Genomic DNA, 18296 nt, shown 5'->3' with positions numbered 1-18296 from the left:
CGATAAACAAAAACTCAACAAAAAAGAACCGCGGATTCTGTCGTCCGCGGTTTCCCATTTCTATAGACCGAGCTCGTCTTCAAACCTATACCGCCTTAGCTCCCGCAGCTTAGCCGCTGCCACAGCGTCGCCCATCTTCTCCAGATGCTCCAGCAAGAGGTCGTAATAGTGTTCGCGATAAGGCTCAATCTCGATCAACTTTCTCAGCAGCGGCTCCTTGTCCGTCTCCGCAGCTTCCGCCAACCACTGTTCGAGACGCTGCATATACGAGGAATGGAGCTCGTACCTTTTATTTTCCGCCCAGCCATATTGCTCCGTCTCGAAATAAGCGCCGCGGTAAAGCGAGAGCAGTTCGCCGATATCGCCCGGCCGGCCCCCATACCTCATAAGCTCCTCCAATCTCGCTGTATCGCTGTCGACCATCTCGGTCTTCAGCCAATACCGTTCGTCGGCGAATGCAACCATGTCCGGAAATCCGGCGTTCTTCAACGCATTCCGCAAATAATACATCGTCGTATGGAGCAGCTTCTGGGAACGCCCGAGTTCGCAGTCCGGCCACAAATCGTCGAGCAGTCGATACCGGTAGGCAGGGGTTCCACCTTGATGCCAAAGATAGGCGAACAGCTCCTTCGTTTTCTTCGTTCTCCAGCTCGCCATCTGCCGGTCCAAGCCGTACAGCTCCATGCTGCCAAGCGCTTTCAAAATCAGCTTGTCACTCTGTGCCGGCCCACTTGAATAATCTCCCGTAATCTGCCGAACCGCGCGGCTCGCGACGCCGCGTACGGGACGGAGCGTATACCGGTCCAACGTCTTCGACAGCTTGTCTTTCGAAACCGGCTTCAACAAATAGCCGAAAGCTCCTGTCTCAAACGCATCGACAGCGAACTCCTGATGAGCGGTAACGAAAATGATATCCATCTCCCCATAACGTCCTAGCAGCTGCTCGGCGGCATTCAAGCCGCTCATCCCCGGCATTTCGATGTCCAGGAAAACGAGGTCCGGCCTCAACCCGGATACTTGTCCGATCGCTTCGGCGATATGCTCGAATTTGCCGACCACCTGTACACCGCCGACTTGTTCCAGCACGATTTCCAGCACGTCCAACGCCATAACCTCGTCATCGATCAAAATTGCTCTGAGCATAGGGTTCCTCCGGCAGATAAAGGTTGATTTGTGTGCCCCGATCCGGTACGCTGACGATTTCCAGCTTATGTCCGTAGATCATTTGCAGGCGGCGGCTGACATTGACGATCCCTACTCCGTGTGATTTTTCTTGTTCCAGCTGCAGCCGTTTCGCCTCTTCCATGCCCACGCCGTCGTCCTTCACCGTCACTAGAACCCCGCCGCCGCTTCGACTCACCATAATTTCCACGGTGCCTCCCAACGGTTTCGGTCCGATGCCGTGCCGCACTGCGTTTTCTACGAGCGGCTGCATCATAAGTGGAGGAAGCCAGAAGGAAAGATCAGCTTCTATCCGGTATTTGACCTGTAATCTGCTGCCGAAACGAAGCTGTTCAATTGCCAAATATGAGCGCACCAGTTCCAATTCTTGCTCGAGCGAAATCCGATCGGCCTGAAAGACGAACGTGAATTTTGCCCTTAAATACGTGGCTAAATCATTGATCGTTTCCCGCAGCCTGTCGACATCCTTATAGCTGAGTGCCACAAGAGTGTTCAAACTGTTGTAAAGAAAATGCGGAGTAATTTGCGTTTGCAAGAAGTCCATTTCCCGCTTAACCGCCTGCTCGGACGAACGCTTCATCGACAGCAGCGACTGCATCCGTGCCTTTAGCTCCACAAGCTCAAACGGCTTCTGCAAAATATCGTTGGCGCCCGCCTCGAAAGCAGCCGTCATGTCGCTCGTCTGGCCGGATGCGGTCAGCATCAGCACGGGGAGCTCCGCCAAGCCGTGCAAGCTGCGAATTTCCCTGCATACGTCCAGCCCGGACAGGCCGGGCATCATCAAATCCAGCAGCACCAAATCCGGCAGCCTCCGTCCCTTGAGTTGCGCAAGCGCATCCTGTCCGCTTCCGACCGCGGTATACGCATAACGGAGTGACATCACGGCATCGATTAGCACTTTCAAATTGGAAGGCTCGTCATCCACGATCAGAACTTCATATTCGGCGGTCTCGTCTTGAACGCGCATGTTTAACGTTACCTTCTCCGCCACTTGCGGTTGCACATATACTCCGGACGCAGCGGCTTCCCGCTCTTGGACGGCAATCGGCAACGTGAACGTGAATCTTGAACCGCGGCCAACCTCGGACTCGACTTCCAGTCTGCCGCCTTGCAGCTCGACCAACTGTTTCGATATGCTCAGGCCGAGTCCGATGCCTCCTTGGGAACGGTGTTCCATCTCTTCCTGCTGCACAAAAGGCTCAAAAATACTTGCCAGTCTGTCCGGCGGAATCCCCGGCCCCGTATCCGCTATCGTGATGGCCAGCCCCGCGCCTAACGCTTCTGCTGAAATACGCACCGTTCCGCTTTCCGTATATTTCAGCGCGTTCTCCAACAAGTTGTGCAAAATTTGCCGCAGCCGATTTTCGTCCGCCTCAACCAAGGGAAGCGTTGAAGGAAGCTCGTTGATCAAGCGAACCTCGCGGTTGATCGGCGTAATCGCCAACGTCTCCAGTACGAAACGAACCGACATATGGACATCCACATGCGTCGTTTGAATATGCAGCTGTCCAAGCTTGATTCGGTTCATGTCGAGAATATCATGCACAAGCCCCGCCAATCGCCGCCCCACCAAGTGCAGCAGCCTCACGTTCTCCCGATGCTCCGGGTGAAGCGGCCGCTCGGGGTCTTCCAGTAGCGATTGGGACAAGTTGATGATGCCGTGCAGGGGCGTTCGCAATTCGTGCGACGTCTTGGCCAGAAATTCGTCCTTCTGGCGATCGTAAACGAGCAACTGCCGGGAGAGGCGTTCGCTTTTGCGGAAAGCCTCCTGAATCCGGTTTGACATTAAGGACGCCTGCGAGTACAGCAGCAAGAGCGGCGTAACGATCATATAGTTCGGGTTATCCATCGCTAGCTGATAACGAAGATGGGCGTAGATCCATGTGAAGAGAAGGAAAAATACCCCGAGCAAAATAGAGCCGGTCCCCTGGCCCCCCCGATTGCGGCCGCTAAAAATTGCGTAAAAAACGAACAGAAGGAAGAGAGTTTCAAGCACAATGGTCGTCCATAGAAGTTCCCGCAAATATTCGTTCGGCGTGAATAGGAAAACGGCAAAGACAGCGATGAATATCCAGCGCAACGCGCGGAATACGCCGTTGTTCCGTCCCCCCAAGAATCGGTGCACATAAAGATAGAAAAAGTAAAATGAAGTCAGCGGCAGCAGGACAATCATTCTTTGCAGCCATAAAAAAGAGAGAGAGGGGACGACCGCCGCCGCCAAAATTTCGTCGTCGAAACTGAAAAACAAGCCCGCCGTCAAGCAGAAGATGCCAAAATGCACCAGATGCGGCTCCTTGCGCCACTGCTTGAACATACTTATGTAATAAAGCCCAAACACGAACATGGCCGTAATCAAAATCATGTCGACAAGCCTGAAATGGTCCTGACGGGCGATTACGTCTTTCGCCGGTCCGAATTCCGGCGCCTGCACGAGCCCGCCTTCAAGGTACTTGAAGCTGGACACTTGGACGACGATTTCAACTGCGCCGGCCTCAGCTTGCGCCATTCCCAAGAATGGCAGATTGCTTGGCACGAACCCGTGCTCGGTTGCCGTCGTTCGGCCGTTGCCGCCTATATCGGTTCCGTTCAGAAAAACCCGGCTGGACATGCGGATCTTCTTCCCGCGAAAGCCGTACAAATCCTTCTTGTCCACCTGCACGATCAATCGGTAGGTACCGGCTCCATACCCGTCTTGGCCTCCGGAGTCGACAATACCTTTCCAACTGCCCGGCACCCGCACCATCTGACGCTCGGTCGCAAGCAGCGGATTGACGTAAAAATCGTGCGGAGCCAACAGTTTCCCCTCATAAAACTCCCACTCCCCGTTCAGGGGAATAATACCATGGACGTCGAAATCCCACGTTCTCGCGTCCAACACACCGCCATGAGCTACGGGATAGTGCTTGTCCGCCGGGTTGAGCCAGTCGTAAAGAAAGAAGCACGTTGCGATAAAAAAGATACCGATTATACTGATCATGCTGACGTTTCTCATCTATCGATCCCTCCGCAACCCCCTAATAAAACCGTTTACTTGCGTTCATTCTGAATTATACAGCATTTGCGGTCAATTAGTAGAAATATGCTATCGGTCGCCTCAATGCTCGCCCATAACACTTATCCACAATTTTATGCACACTTTGTCCACAGCCAACGCAAATCATAATTTCCTAAACAACAAAAAAACGGCCTCTTCCCGCTATCGCGAGATGGCCGTTCTTGCTTATTTGCCTGGCGCGGACGTCGAACGTCCGATATCTCTGAATCCGATGAACCGTTTCCTTTGCTCGCTCCAGACGCGGAACCGGAGAGAGCGCAAGCTGGTCCATAATGTAATCGTCTGAACATCTTGCAGAACGGGATTGCTGTTGTGAGCTTTTTCCAGATAATAGTTAGGAACCCGGGGGCTCAGATGGTGGATGTGATGAAAACCGATATTGCCTGTAATCCAGTGAAGGATCTTCGGCAGCTTGTAGAATGAGCTTCCCTGCAGGGCCGCTTTGACGTAGTCCCAATCTTCTTCTTTTTCAAAATACGTATCCTCAAACTGATGCTGCACGTAAAACAGCCAGATGCCGGCAGTGCCCGAGATCAAAAAGATCGGTCCTTGTACGAGCAGGAAATTTTGCCAGCCAATCAACCAGCAAAGCAAGCCTGCTATTCCCGCTATGCCGATGTTGGTCACGTAGGTGTTGATCCGTTCTTTCAGCCCGGCGCGTTTGCGGTTAAATCTGTAGTCTATCAAAAAAATATAAACGGGACCCAGACCGAACATAAATAAAGGGTTGCGGTAAAGCCGATAGAAAAGCCTCCGCAGCGGTGACAGTGCGACATATTCTTCCACCGTCAACGTCCAAATATCCCCCGTCCCCCGCTTATTCAAGTTGCTGCTGGTCGCATGATGAACGGAATGCGTGTGTTTCCATTGATGATAGGGGCAACAGGTCAAAATACCGGTTAGCGTACCGACAATTTCATTGGCCATCCTGCTTTTAAAGAACGACCTGTGACAGCAGTCATGAAAAATAATAAATATCCGTATCAAAAAACCGCTGGCCGGAATAGTAAAAACCAAAGTAAGCCAATAGGAGATTGATAGACTCCAGTAGGCAGCATACCAAAGCAAAAAAAAGGGCGCAATGGTATTTAAAATCTGCCAAACGCTAGATTTGAAATGCGGTCTTTCGTAAGGAGCAATGTCTTTCCGCCAATGATCCTGTTCCTGGTGGTTCATCTTGTTGTCTTCTTCCTCTCTTCGTATCCATAATTTTTGCAGCTAATGGATTCCGAATCGAGTGAAGTAGATTCATGCCCATCTCCGTCTATACGTAAGATTAACTGAAATGGTTTCAAAAATACAAACACCAAATTAAGGTTTGATTAAGCGAAACTATTCAAAATGAAATCGGAATTCACCCCGATGGCGGCTTTGCTTCCTTCCGCTGCCGCAATATCGAACAAAATCACATTTCTCCTTGCTCTGCCCAATACAAGAGCAGCATTCAAGCCTGCCGGACCTCCACCAATAATAGCACAATCGATTGACATAGCGTTCTCTCCTTTTATTTTGGATATAAAAGATATTTGAAATCCTTAATACAAACAAAAAAATTTGCTTATTGCTTTAAACACCATTAATTAAAGACTCAATTTGTCTGTAATTTTAGCAAGCGGCTGTGAATAAGTCAAGGGTAGATCGGCTAATCTCCTGCACGAAGAATTCCTGCAAAAGTGCAGGCTTTTCAGCGGGGATAGGGGCTCAGGTTCACTTTCAACGAAAATTCCTGCACTTTTGCAGGCTTTTCGCCAAAACAGGCCAATTTCGGAGAAAAAACCTGCACTTTCGCAGGTTTTTCCCCGCGTTTCGCGGATTCCGGCCGGCACGTTCGCGGCTATGCGCCTCTCGACGTTGACCAGGGGGCCGGAGCGTGCCTGGCATAATCATTAGGGCGCATAGTACGCTGCGGCATTAATCCGTACGGAATGTTCCTTGCTCCTTAAGGAAGCAAGTTGGGGATTGGGGTTGTTCGGCCGAAGGGCTTCCAGTATGATGAACGTAAATTTCGGTAAAACAGGAGGCAATCCTATGTTTTGGACTGTTGAAAAGCTCCATGCGCGAATCCGGGATCTGGAACCGTTTCGCTATCGCGATGCTTTTGCCATCGAGCCGTTGAAAATGAAAACCGACGCCGACGGGGCCGTCGGAACCTACCCCGACGACGGCGGGGAGTGGGAGGAAGTGCGGCTTGGCTTCCGGTGGCAAGGGCGCGACGAATACCGCTGGCTCGCCGCAGACGCCGCCGTTCCCGCGGCCTGGTCAGGCAAGCTGGTCGTCGCGCTGCTGGATCTCGGCCAAAGCGGAGGGAACGGGAACAGCGGCTTCGAAGCGCTGCTGTTTGTGGACGGCCGGCCGTACCAGGGGGTGGACAACAACCACCGCGAGGCTTTTTTGCCGGACGATGCTCCCGGGCGCACGGTCCGGCTGCGGCTGCGCCTCTGGTCGGGACTCGGCGGGTACCGGAGCGCCGAGATTCAGGAGCATCGGCTGCAGCAGGCGGCGCTGGCCTGGCTCGATGAATCGGCCGACGACCTGTACTACACCGCCAAAGCCGCTCTCGAAACGGCGATGCAGCTGACGGGCAGCGAGCCGGAACGGCACGATCTGCTCCGCCTCGTCGATCGGGCGTTCCTGCGGATCGACTGGTCGCGTCCGGGGAGCGGCGGGTTTTACGCCTCGCTGGCGGAGGCCGCGGCACAGCTGCGCAGCGGGCTGGCCGATAAGCCGAAGCGCCACGCGGTTACGGTCCGCTGCATCGGCCACACCCACATCGACGTGGCGTGGCTGTGGCGGCTGCGGCATACGCGTGAGAAGGCCGCGCGTTCTTTTTCCACGGTTCTGCGGCTTATGGAGCGGTATCCGGAGTACGTTTTTTTGCAAACGCAGCCGCAGCTTTACGAATATATCCAAGCGGATTATCCCGAGCTGTATGCCGAGATTCGCACCAGGGCGGCAGAAGGCCGCTGGGAACCGGGCGGCGCCATGTGGCTTGAGGCCGACTGCAATCTCACGAACGGGGAATCCCTGGTTCGGCACCTGCTCTATGGCGAGCGCTTTTTCCGGAAAGAGTTCGGGACCGAGTGCAAATACCTCTGGCTGCCCGACGTTTTCGGGTACAGTTGGGCGCTGCCGCAAATTTTGCGCAAAGCCGGTATTGAAGCTTTTATGACGACCAAAATCAGCTGGAACCAGTACAATCGGATGCCCAACGACACTTTTTACTGGAGAGGGATCGATGGCAGCGAAATTCTCACCCATTTCATCACAACGCCGAATCCGGGCGACAGTGACGGGCTTGGAGCCTTTTACTATACGTACAACGGCGCAATTACGCCCAAAACTGTGCAGGGCATATGGGACGCCTACCGGGATAAAGAGCTGAACCGCGAGCTGCTGCTCGCTTACGGCTATGGAGACGGCGGCGGAGGCGTCAACCGCGAAATGCTGGAGATGCGCAGGCGCTTGGCCGACATGCCGGGGCTGCCTCATGTTACGACAGGCCGGGCGGACGCTTATTTCCGCGACTTGGCGGAGAGGGTGGCCGCTTCGGACAGCTACGTGCACACATGGGACGGCGAACTGTACCTTGAGCTGCACAGGGGCACGTATACGAGTCAGGCGTTCATCAAACGAATGAACCGCAAGCTGGAGCTGCTGTACCGGGAAGCCGAATGGCTGAGTGTGCTGGGGGCTCTGCAGGCCGGATGGGGATCGTATCCCGCGGAGGAGCTGTATGAGGGTTGGAAAATCATTTTGCGCAATCAGTTTCACGATATTATCCCCGGCTCGTCGATCCGCGAGGTGTACGAGGATGCGCGGGAGGAATATGCGCAAGCCTGGCAGCTTGGCGTCGACGCCCGGCAGAGGGCGATCGACAGCTTGACGGCAGCGGGGCCCGGGCAAAAGGGCGGCGGCGGGGAATGGACCGTGTGCAACGGTTCCTCCTGGCCGCGCACGGATCTGGCCGTCATTCCGGCTCTTGCCGGGATGGAGGCGGGACGCTGGATAGACGCGGCCGGATGCGCGCTTGCCGCCGAGCGGATCGGCACGGACTGGCACGTTCTCGTCCGGGAAGTGCCTCCTATGGGGCTGGCGCTGATCCGGTTTGAGCCGGACGGTCCGGGCCCAGGTTCGGATTCGGGTCTGAGCGAGCCGGGCGAGGTTCAGCCTCCGGCCTTTGTCCCTTTTGCGGCGAATGGGAATCAGCTGGAAACTCCCTTTTATACGTTGGATTGGAACGCATTCGGACAATTGACGCGCTTGCATGACAAAATAGCGGGCCGCGAGGTGTTTCCGGCGGGGACGGCGGCCAATGTGCTGCAGGTGTTCGAGGATAAGCCCAAAAGCCGGCATGAAGCGTGGGACATCGATCTGTACTATATGCAAAAACAGCGCACCGTTACGGAACTGCGGGCCGTCCGCGTCGTTCATATCGGCTCGCTGCAAGCGATCGTCGAATTCGAATGGACCTACATGGATTCGACGATCCGCCAGCGCCTGATTGCGTATGCCCACAGCCGCCGTCTTGATTTTGTGACCGAAGCGGACTGGCACGAGCAGCGGCAGCTGCTGAAGGCGGCATTTCCCGTCGATATACGCGCGACCGAAGCGACTTACGACATTCAATTCGGCAACGTGAAGCGGCCGACGCACTGGAACACGAGCTGGGATTATGCTCGTTTCGAAACGGTCGGCCATCAATGGGCCGATTTGGCGGAAGCCGGATACGGCGTCAGTCTGCTGAACGACTGCAAGTACGGCTACGACATCAAGGACAACGTGATGCGCCTGTCCCTGATCAAATCGGCCCTTGTGCCGGACGATCAAGCCGATCAAGGAACGCATGCGTTCACGTATTCGCTCCTGCCGCATGCCGGCGATTGGCGCGACGGCGGCACGGTGCAAGAGGCCTGGGCGCTGAACGCCCCGCTCAGCGCCTACCCCGGCGCGCCGAAGCAAGGAGCGTCGTTCGCTTGCTTCCGGCTGTCGGCGCCCGAGCGCGTCATGATCGACGCCGTGAAAAAAGGCGAGGACAGCCGGGACGTCATCCTCCGGCTGCACGAATACGCCGGCGCACGCGGCGAAGTGGGGCTCGCCTCGGACTGGCCGATCGCCGAGTGGCAGGAAACCGACCTGCTGGAACGCCCGGTCGGGGAATCCCGGGAGGGCGGCGAACTGCGCTTTGCGCTCTCGCCTTACGAAATCCGAACGTTTCGGATTCGTTTCCTTGAACGGTAGCAACTGGCGCATTGTGCAGCCGGGAACAATGCGGCGCATGTAGCGCAGTTGCAGGCGGACTTGCCTTGCGGCCGGGGTTCGTGCGCTCCGGCCCGCAGTGCGGCAAACGAACCAGTCAGTCGGGGCGTCTGAGGCGATGCTAATTCAGCGCCGCCGCATGGCTGCGATCAACTCCCGATCGTTCGTTCGGATGCGGGAGACGAGCGCACCTCCAGGGGCGCTGACGTATGCTGCGGCGTTTTGGAAACCGCCGAAAAGCCCCGCAGCAGCATAATTTTCGTGCCCCGGGCAGCTCCGACGCCAGCAAAGCCTGCAATTGTGCAGGCTGCCCGATAAAATCGCGACACTCAGTCAGGGCTATGGGAAACAGTGGGGCCCTAATTTGAGGGACAGTCGCTTTTTCTGGGCACGCACCTCTCCTTGTGAGGTCGCGGAACTGAACAAAATGGGCAATGAGACATCGTGGTAGGGAAAACCTGCAAAAGTACAGGTTTTTTCTCTGAAATTGGCCTATTTTGGCGAAAAACCTGCAAAAGTGCAGGAATTTTCGCTGAATGTGCACCTGAGCCCATGTCCCCGCTGAAAAGCCTGCACAATTGCAGGAATTATTCGTGGTCAGCGATCAAGGACGCAAATTCATGTATTTTTGCAGGTTTTCTTCGTTCAGCCGGGCAGATTGTAGTTATCGCCTCTGACGCGGAGGGGTTTTTCAAAAGCCTGCAATTGTGCAGGAATTGCCAAGCGCGGCACCGCCAGTTCCAGCAAGTGAGTTTTCCGACGGTCACCAAGACATCGTTCGTAACTGCTACGTTCGCCAAACATGCTGACATTCTCGCCCGACACGATACACGATACAAAATACCGTTCGCGACCGACCCCCTGACGGCATTTCCACCCACGCGTGACACGCGGACAAAAAAGGGCTGACCCCTCGCAGCTAAAAGCTGCTATGGAAGGTCAGTCCTTTTTCTTCTAAACACACGCTTTAGCGCTCCCAGCCCGGCCCGGGCCAGTGCGGTTCGCGGCGCTCCACACGGTACCACTACAGGTGCCGAAGGTGACGCTTTCGTCCTCCGGCCCTGCGCCGCGGTTTGCCGTCACTCTGACTGCAGCGCAACTCCGCGCGGCGCACTGGGAGCTGCGCGCGGGAGCTTATTTTTGTTGCTTGTTGTAATCGGCGGTATACTCTTCGATCAGTTTGTCTCCGCCGTCTTTCCGCCATTTGTCGATCGCATCTTTCCAGCCCTTGTCGTCCAGTTCGCCGAGCGCGTATTTGGTTACAGCATCCGTGATGCTTTTGGTCAAATCCCTGCCCTTCTGATTGTTCGTTTCCGACAGCAGGGAAGCGCTCAGATCGACGACGGCGATGCCTTTGTTGTCCGCCATGGTTTTGTCGATTTTTTCTTCAAGCGGCGTTTTCGTCCCGGCCAGGCCGGTTCCCGGCGTATCCCATTTGAAGTTGAGCACATCGCCGATTCCGGCTGAACCTGCGGTTTTCACGCCCTTGCCGTTATCGACCGTATAATCGGTGCCTTCGATGCCCCATTTCAGCAGCGTTTGCATCTGCTCGTCGCCCAGCTTATCGAGGAAAGCGACAATCTGTTTGACTTTCGCTTCGGTCGTTTCTTTCTTTTTCGGGATGACCAGCATCGAATCGTAACCGAGCGTCGCTCTGACCCGCTGTCCCTTGGGGCCGTCAAAATTTTGCGCCACGTCGACGGCGACTTTCGGATTTTTCTTCATCATATCAAGGTGGCGGGTTGAGGCGTCATCCAGAACCGAGAAGTAGATGCCGGCTTTTTCCTGATTAAAGTAGTCGTATTTCTTGGCAATCGGGAAGTCAGGGCTGATCAGCTTTTCGGAAACCATTTTCTTGTACGTGTTCAAAGCGGTCTGGTATTCGGGGAACAGAAAATCCGGCGTAACCTTGCCGTCCAGCAGCCCCCATCCGTTAGGCCCGCCCGCATATATCGTCAGCTGCTTGAGAAGTTCCATCGTGCTGTCTTCCTGGATGCCGAACGTATCGTTTTTGCCGTTTTTGTCCGGGTCGCCCTGTGTAAACGCTTTAGCTGCGTTGTAAATATCGTCCACCGTCTTCGGTGTCTGCAGCCCCAAGTTGTCCAGCCAGTCTTTCCGGAAAATCATCCCGTAGCGCGCCAGCACCCGCTCCCGCGGAATCCCGAACAGTTGGCCGTTGACGCTGGCGTTCCGCTTGGCCACCTCGCTCATTTTGCTTAACGATTTCGTATCTTTGATAAACGGAGTGAGCTCCCAGAACACGCCGGACATCTGGGCGTTCAGCTGCGCGGACTCTTTGACCCGGCGAAGCAGCATCAAATCCGGCATGTTGCCCGAGGCGATCGTCGCGCTGACTTTGTCGTCGTAGGTCGTGGCCGGGACCCAGGTAATATCCAGCTTCGTGTTCGTGTACTCTTCGATTTTTTTAATGGCCGGCGAATCTTTTTTCGGCGGCTCCGCCAGCTGCTGAATCATCATCACGCTCAGCTTCAGCGGCTCTTGCGACGCAGCGGCCGTCGAGCTTGCCGCCGGAGATTCCGGCTTGGAGCTGCAAGCAGCGAGCATAGAAGCCGTCATACAGGTCAGACAGAGAACCGATATCAGCTTGCGGGATTTTCCGGTTTCCGTTAATTTCATAAGAATACCCTCCTGAATTGAAAGTAGTTATTTATTCCTTCACCGACCCGAGCAATGCGCCTTTGGCAAAATGCTTTTGCAAAAACGGGTACACGATCAAGATCGGCAGCGTGGACAGGATAATGACGGCCATTTTAATCGTTTCCGCCGGAGGCGGCACATAATCGCCGCTGAACTGCGTGGAATCGCCGATTCCCCCCTGCGACAAAATAACGATTTGCCGGAGCCAGACCTGAATCGGCCACAGCGAATTATCGTTAATATACAATACCGCGTTAAAATAAGCGTTCCAGTGCCCTACCGCATAAAACAGGGCGAGCGAGGCGAGAACCGGTGCGGATAAAGGAAGCACGATTTTGAACAAAATGCCCGGATCGCTGCAGCCGTCAATTCTGGCCGCCTCCTCCAGCCCATCGGGAAGCTGCTGGAAAAAAGTGCGCATAATAATCAGGTTAAAAGCGCTGATCAAGCCGGGAATAATCAAGGACGCGACGCTGTCGAGCAGCCCGGTCCACTTGACGATCAGATAGGTCGGAATCATCCCTCCGCTGAACAGCATCGAGAACACGACCAGCTTCATCACCAGCTTGCCGCCGGGCAGCCCCCTCTGGGCGAGCGGGTAGGCCATCAAAGCCGTAAACAGCAGATTCGTTAGCGTACCGGCAATCGTAATGAAGATCGATACGCCCAAGCTCGACAAAATCAGGTTGGTGGACAAAATGTACCGGTAGCCGTCCAGAGAGAACTTCGTCGGAAACAGCACGAACCCGCTGCTGATCAGCTCTTCCGGGGCGGTCAGCGAGGCTGCCAAAATATATAGGAACGGCAGGACGCAGACGGCCGCCACAATCAGCAGAATGACCGTATTGATGCCGTCGGCGATTTTGCCTGAAATCGATTTGCCCGCCATTACAATCTCCCCTTTCCCGTTAGTAAATACCTTCCTCGCCAAACTTTTTGCTTACATAGTTCGCACCCACGACGAGCACCAGCCCAACCGCCGATTTGAATACGCCGACCGCGGTACTGTAGCTGAATTTCCCTTGCGAAATCCCCATATCGTACACATACGTATCGAAAACCTCGCCGACTTCGCGATTGAGCGGGTTGATCATCAGGAAAATTTGCTCGAAGCCCGAATCCATAAAATGCCCCAGCCGCAAAATCAGCAAAATAATAATCGTGCCGCGAATCGCAGGCAGCGTGATGTGCCACATCGACCTCCATCTGCCGGCCCCGTCTATGCGAGCCGCCTCATATAGTCCCGGATCGACGCCGGCCAGCGCCGCCAGAAAAATAATCGTGCCCCAGCCTGTTTCTTTCCAAATCACTTGCGAAGTGATGACGGTTCGAAACCAGTCCTTGCTCATCAGGAAATTCACCGGCTCATGCCCGGCGCTCGCCAGAAAATTGTTGACGATTCCGCCCTGCGACGAGAAGAACAAAAAACTGATGCCGACGACAACGACCCAAGATACGAAGTGGGGAATATAAATCAACGTTTGAATCACGCGTTTTACCACGGCGAGCCTGAGTTCGTTAAGCATCAACGCGATAATGATCGGCAGCGGAAAAAAGAACACAATGTTATATACCGCCAAAACGAACGTATTGCGGAACAGCATCCAGAACGCATCGTCGCCGAAAAACGTCCGGAAGTGCTTGAAGCCGACCCAGTTGCTTTTGGCAAACCCGAGAAAAGGCTGATAATCCTGGAAGGAAATCAATATCCCCCACATCGGCACATACTTATATACGATAAAATAAAGCAAGCCCGGCAGCAGCATGAGATAAAACCAATAGTATCTTTTCAGCAGGCGCGAGTATAACATTTTCTTCTTCGTTTGCGAGGGCGAGTAGGTTTCCGTTGAAACAGTCTGCACGTCGCATCCCTCCTTATCGGCTAGCGGATATATTCACTTTAAAATCGCGCCGCATTGCCGTCTACAATCCCCGAGGCACATATTGGCCGCAAGACACTGCCGGCCCGGGCAATCCCCTTGCGCACGCGCCGCGAATAATCCGTACGGAATATCCGATAATCATCAAGGAAGCTCATCGACCCGGAACCAGTCGAAGTCCGCATGGCCTCCGATTGCGGCACCTTCCCGATTCACGCAGAAAATGCCGACCTTGGCGCCGACCCATTTGCCCGGACTGGCCGGAACCGGCGCTCCCGCTTGCAGGTAGCTTTTGCCGTCCTGGCTGTAGCTGTAGGCGCATTCCGGTTCGCCGCCGGCCGGGCCGCTGACCGTTACCCGCAAATACAAACCGGAGGCGGGGAAGCGCTCCAGCCCGGCAGCCCACACCTCCTGCTCGGCTGCGGGAGCGCCGTGCCCTTGCATGAGGGACAAGCGGACGCCGTCCTCGCCGGCTTCTACGGCCAGGCAAGCGTATGCGATGCCGAAGACGATCAGCCCGGCTCTGTCGGCCGGCCCGGCAGCGGCGAGCTCCAGCTTCGCCGTGGCGGCAAAAGACGGCGCCGGGAATTTCTGCAGCAGCAGCTGCGGCGCATCGTAGAGCGTCCGCTTCCCTGCGGGCAGCGGCGCTGCGTAAAGACGCAGATGGCCTCGCCGGGCCGCCAGCGAATGCCAGCCAGGCCCGGGGTTGGCCTGCCACTGCCACTGCAGGCCCAGCCTCGGCCCGGCAAAATCGTCCGAGGCGGCCGGCGCCTGCGGCGGATGGACTCCGCCCACATCCGGCTTCGTCCATTGCGCCACGGGCTCGCCGATCTCTCCCTCGCCCGCTCCCATTACCGGCCAATCGTCCGTCCAGCGCATGGGCTGCAAATGCAGGATGCGGCCGTATGCGCCGCGATCCTGAAAATGAAGAAACCACGACTCGCCCGACTCCAGCTCGATCCAGCCCCCTTGATGGGGTCCGTTCACATCCGTCGTCCCTTGGTGGAGAACGATTCGATCCTCATAAGGCCCCCATATGGAGGTCGAGCGGAGAACCGTCTGCCAACCGGGTTTCACGCCTCCGGCAGGTGCGAAGATGTAATAGTAGCCGTTGCGCTTGTACAGCTTCGGACCTTCAATGGTCGGATGACGCTCCCTGCCGTCGAAAATGATCCGCCTCCCGCCCAGCAAGCTGCGGCCGTCCGGCGCCATTTCGATCAGCTGCAGTTGATCCTTGATGCCGCAGCGGCTGTGGGCAAACGCATGCACGAGATAGGCGCGGCCGTCCTCATCCCAGAACGGGCACGGGTCAATCCAGCCTTTTACCCCGTACACCAAATGCGGAGCCGTCCAGGGGCCTTGCGGATGCTCTGCCGTGCACATGAAAATGCCCTCGTCGGGCGTGGCGTAGTAGACCCAAAATCGGCCCTCCCGGTACCGGATGCTCGGCGCCCAGACGCCTGCGCCATGCTGCGGCAGATCGTAACCGGGCAAGTCCAGCCGTTCCAGCACATGGCCGAGGATGCTCCAATGGATCAAATCCCGCGAATGCAGCACGGGAAGGCCGGGTACATGCGAAAAACTCGAAGATACCATATAAAAATCGCGGCCGACTCGAATCACGTCAGGATCGGCATAATCCGCGTACAAAATCGGATTGCGGTATGTGCCGTCCTGCAAATCCGCTTTCCAAACCTGCTCGAACGGGGGTTCGGTCGTTTTCATAGCTTCGCTCCTCGCAATCGTAACTAGGGAGAATCGCAATCGTCGTCTCCCGCTTAATACCATATAGCCATAAAAGCGGCTCCCCTTCTATAATCCTTCCGGCAGAAGGTTCGCTGCCTTACTTGCCGGATAATCCCCAAGGCAGGCCGGGTGCTCCGCAAAGCAGAACTTTTCGGGCGGGAAAATGTCTCTCCGGCTTCCAGCCATTCCTCCTGTTCCCCTTGCGCCCGCGCCAAAAAAACCCGAAAGGGCTCGGGTTATAAAGGGCGGTAATTTTTCCGGTATTCGCCGGGAGTCGTACCTTCTATTTTTTTAAAGTACCGGATGAAATTTTGCGGATTCTGGTACCGCAGCCTTTCTGCGATTTCGGCAATTTTCATATCCGTTTCCAGCAGCCATTGTTTGGACTGATTCAGCCGGTACTGGGACAAATAATCGCTGAAATTGACGCCGGACTCCTTGCGGAACACCGTTTTCAAATAGTTCGGATGGTAATTCAGGCGCGACGCGCAAACGTCCAGCGTAAGCTCGGATTCGAATTCGCGGTGGATAATGTCCTTCATCTGATCGGAAATGTTTTTGTTCCGCGTATTCCATTTTCTGCTCATCAGCGTCACCATCGGCTCCATGACCGTGCTCATAAACCATTGTTCCGTTTCGGGAACGGTTTTCAAATCGTTCAGCTGCTCGAACAGCTGCCGGTCGTCGTTCAAGGACAGCTTGAGCGTCTCGCCCGAGCTTTGAATTTCGCGGATCAGGTCGACGAGCAGGCGGAAAAGGATCATTTGATATTCCTGGTGGCGAATATTTTCGCGAATCGTCATTGTCAAAAACTCGCGGAGCAGTTGGCGCGCCTTTTCCAAGTCCGGCACCATCAGGGCGTCGATCATCTGCTTCTCGATCCATTCGGGGAACATCGCATGAATACGCTGATCCGGCAGCACATCCTCCACATGCAAAATCGCTCCCTCGCCAAAGCGAATCCGGTATTTCAGCGCTTCCAGACTTTCCCGGTAGGCTTGCGCACAATACGTCAGGCTGGGATGAAACCGGCTGATGCCGATGCTGACGCTCAACTGCAAAATCGTCTTCACCGTAGACTGGATCGTCTCCGCCCAGACGTACACCCCGTTTTTCGCCGCTTCCGGCGAGTCCGCCCTGTTTTTCAGCAGCGTCACCTGATTCCCGCTTAACACGACCGGATCCAGGCGAGTATCCGCCGGAATCAACTCGGATACGATATTGTTGACGGCAAACATCAATAAATCGCGGTCGGTATCGCGGAATCGCGTGCCGGCGAGCGAGTCGATCTGCACAGTGACAATGCAAAAAGCACCTGCGCCCAAATCATACTGAAACGCCTCGGCTCTGTCCTGAATCTCCTTGGAACCAAGCTCTCCCATCAACAGTTTCCTTACAAAAAACTCCTTCAACTGCTTCGTTTGCCCTTGAATCTGCTCCAGCAGCTTCGACTGCGACGTCTTCAGCGAACGTATATGGTCGCCGATGACCTGCAGCTCATCCGTCGACTTCGCTCTGCCTTCGCTGCCTCCGCTGCCGGCCGCCTCGAACATCATGCGAATCGGCCTGTACATCTTTCGGGAGCCCATCAGTGACACCGCCAGCAGGAGGGCAAAAACGGCCGAACACACCAGCACCGTGTACCAGCCGATAGCCCGGGATTCCTTCGTAATTTGAGCAATGGAAACAACCGAAACATAAATCCAATCGTTATAGGTGGAAGTCCGGTATGTAACCCCGATGGATTGATGTTCGATCCGAATCGTTTCGAAGCCATCCGTTGCGCGAACGTCCTGCAAATGTTTCACAATCCGGCCCATCAGTTCGGGCGTAAACGTAGGGTTGGCCGCTTCGGTCAAAATGCGGTAATCCGCATCCAAAATGATCGTCTCGGCTTCCTCGTTGCTTTCGGGGAGCAGCTTTTTCAGCCTGCTTTCCGGTATCGTCACGGCGATGACGCCTAACGGGTTCGTTAATGTATTGATCGGCAATTTTTTCACGAGCTGAATGCTGGCCGACGCCTCGTCCGTCATCCAGCGGGACAGCACGGGCATCTCCGCCAATTTTGACAGCGGTTGCAAATCCTCTTCAGGCAGTGATTCCATAAAGCCGTTATTGTCCAAATACCATCTTCCGGCGAAGCTGGCCATCCGTATATCTTGTATGCCTGCGTCATAGGACTGGAGCTTGTGGAGACCTTCGTTCAGGTCGTTCACTTTCTGGAAATCTTTTGCCATCAGCTGCATTCCTATCGATTGATTCAATAACGGGCTATTGATAAATTGAAGGATCGACCGGTCGATAGTTTGCAGAAGCTGTTCCACTTGAAGCTGTGTCTGCGCAAGCACCTGCATGTTTCCGTGAATGACCTTTTCCTGAATAATTCCCCCCGCCTTCCAATAAGACAGGCAGCCCAGAGAAACGACCGGGATCGTAACCAGAATCATACTGAAAACGATCAGTCTGCGTAAATACTTCGATTTCAACATGACAGTCCCTCACTTTGCAAGTGGCATCCA

The 18296-nt window shown here is 55.2% G+C and carries 9 protein-coding genes and 1 pseudogene; 1 reads left to right on the top strand and 9 read right to left on the bottom strand.

The annotated features are described in order from the left end of the window. Nucleotides 1–60: 60 nt before the first annotated feature. The 4 genes and pseudogenes from AC0LWT_RS17100 to AC0LWT_RS17085 form a co-directional block, all read right to left on the bottom strand. The gene (locus tag AC0LWT_RS17100; RefSeq protein ID WP_474682462.1) at nucleotides 61–1143 is read right to left on the bottom strand and encodes a response regulator; all 1083 of its coding nucleotides are present in this window, start codon (nucleotides 1141–1143) and stop codon (nucleotides 61–63) included. Next, entirely contained in the window at nucleotides 1118–4174 is a 3057-nt protein-coding gene (locus AC0LWT_RS17095; protein WP_474682461.1) for an ATP-binding protein, read from the bottom strand. Before AC0LWT_RS17095 ends, AC0LWT_RS17100 begins: the two co-directional genes overlap by 26 nt. A gap of 228 nt (nucleotides 4175–4402) precedes the next feature. Next, nucleotides 4403–5413 (bottom strand): Delta(5) desaturase DesA, encoded by a 1011-nt coding sequence (desA, locus tag AC0LWT_RS17090; RefSeq protein ID WP_474682460.1) that lies wholly within the window; start codon nucleotides 5411–5413, stop codon nucleotides 4403–4405. 218 nt (nucleotides 5414–5631) lie between these two features. After that, nucleotides 5632–5727: pseudogene (locus AC0LWT_RS17085) on the bottom strand (FAD-binding protein); the annotation flags it as partial. Between the two features lie 538 nt (nucleotides 5728–6265). On the opposite strand from AC0LWT_RS17085, the gene AC0LWT_RS17080 reads away from it, so the two are divergent. Further along, nucleotides 6266–9475 (top strand): alpha-mannosidase, encoded by a 3210-nt coding sequence (locus tag AC0LWT_RS17080; protein WP_474682459.1) that lies wholly within the window; start codon nucleotides 6266–6268, stop codon nucleotides 9473–9475. 1152 nt (nucleotides 9476–10627) lie between these two features. Here AC0LWT_RS17080 and AC0LWT_RS17075 read toward each other — a convergent pair. The 5 genes from AC0LWT_RS17075 to AC0LWT_RS17055 form a co-directional block, all read right to left on the bottom strand. Next, entirely contained in the window at nucleotides 10628–12130 is a 1503-nt protein-coding gene (locus tag AC0LWT_RS17075) for an extracellular solute-binding protein (RefSeq protein WP_474682458.1), read from the bottom strand. Between the two features lie 31 nt (nucleotides 12131–12161). After that, nucleotides 12162–13040 carry a carbohydrate ABC transporter permease gene (locus AC0LWT_RS17070; RefSeq protein ID WP_474682457.1) on the bottom strand — a complete coding sequence of 293 codons (879 nt, stop codon included), beginning with the start codon at nucleotides 13038–13040 and terminating at the stop codon, nucleotides 12162–12164. 19 nt (nucleotides 13041–13059) lie between these two features. Then, on the bottom strand, nucleotides 13060–13962 hold the full coding sequence (locus tag AC0LWT_RS17065; protein WP_474682557.1) for an ABC transporter permease: 903 nt from the start codon (nucleotides 13960–13962) through the stop codon (nucleotides 13060–13062). A gap of 213 nt (nucleotides 13963–14175) precedes the next feature. Further along, nucleotides 14176–15756 (bottom strand): glycoside hydrolase family 43 protein, encoded by a 1581-nt coding sequence (locus tag AC0LWT_RS17060; RefSeq protein WP_474682456.1) that lies wholly within the window; start codon nucleotides 15754–15756, stop codon nucleotides 14176–14178. Between the two features lie 257 nt (nucleotides 15757–16013). After that, nucleotides 16014–18266, bottom strand: a complete 2253-nt coding sequence (locus tag AC0LWT_RS17055; RefSeq protein WP_474682455.1) for a helix-turn-helix domain-containing protein — start codon at nucleotides 18264–18266, stop codon at nucleotides 16014–16016. Nucleotides 18267–18296: the final 30 nt, after the last annotated feature.

This window comes from Paenibacillus sp. sgz302164 (assembly GCF_056120505.1).
The sequence above is the reverse complement of the archived record's forward strand: the minus strand, read 5'-3'. Positions and strand labels throughout refer to the sequence as shown.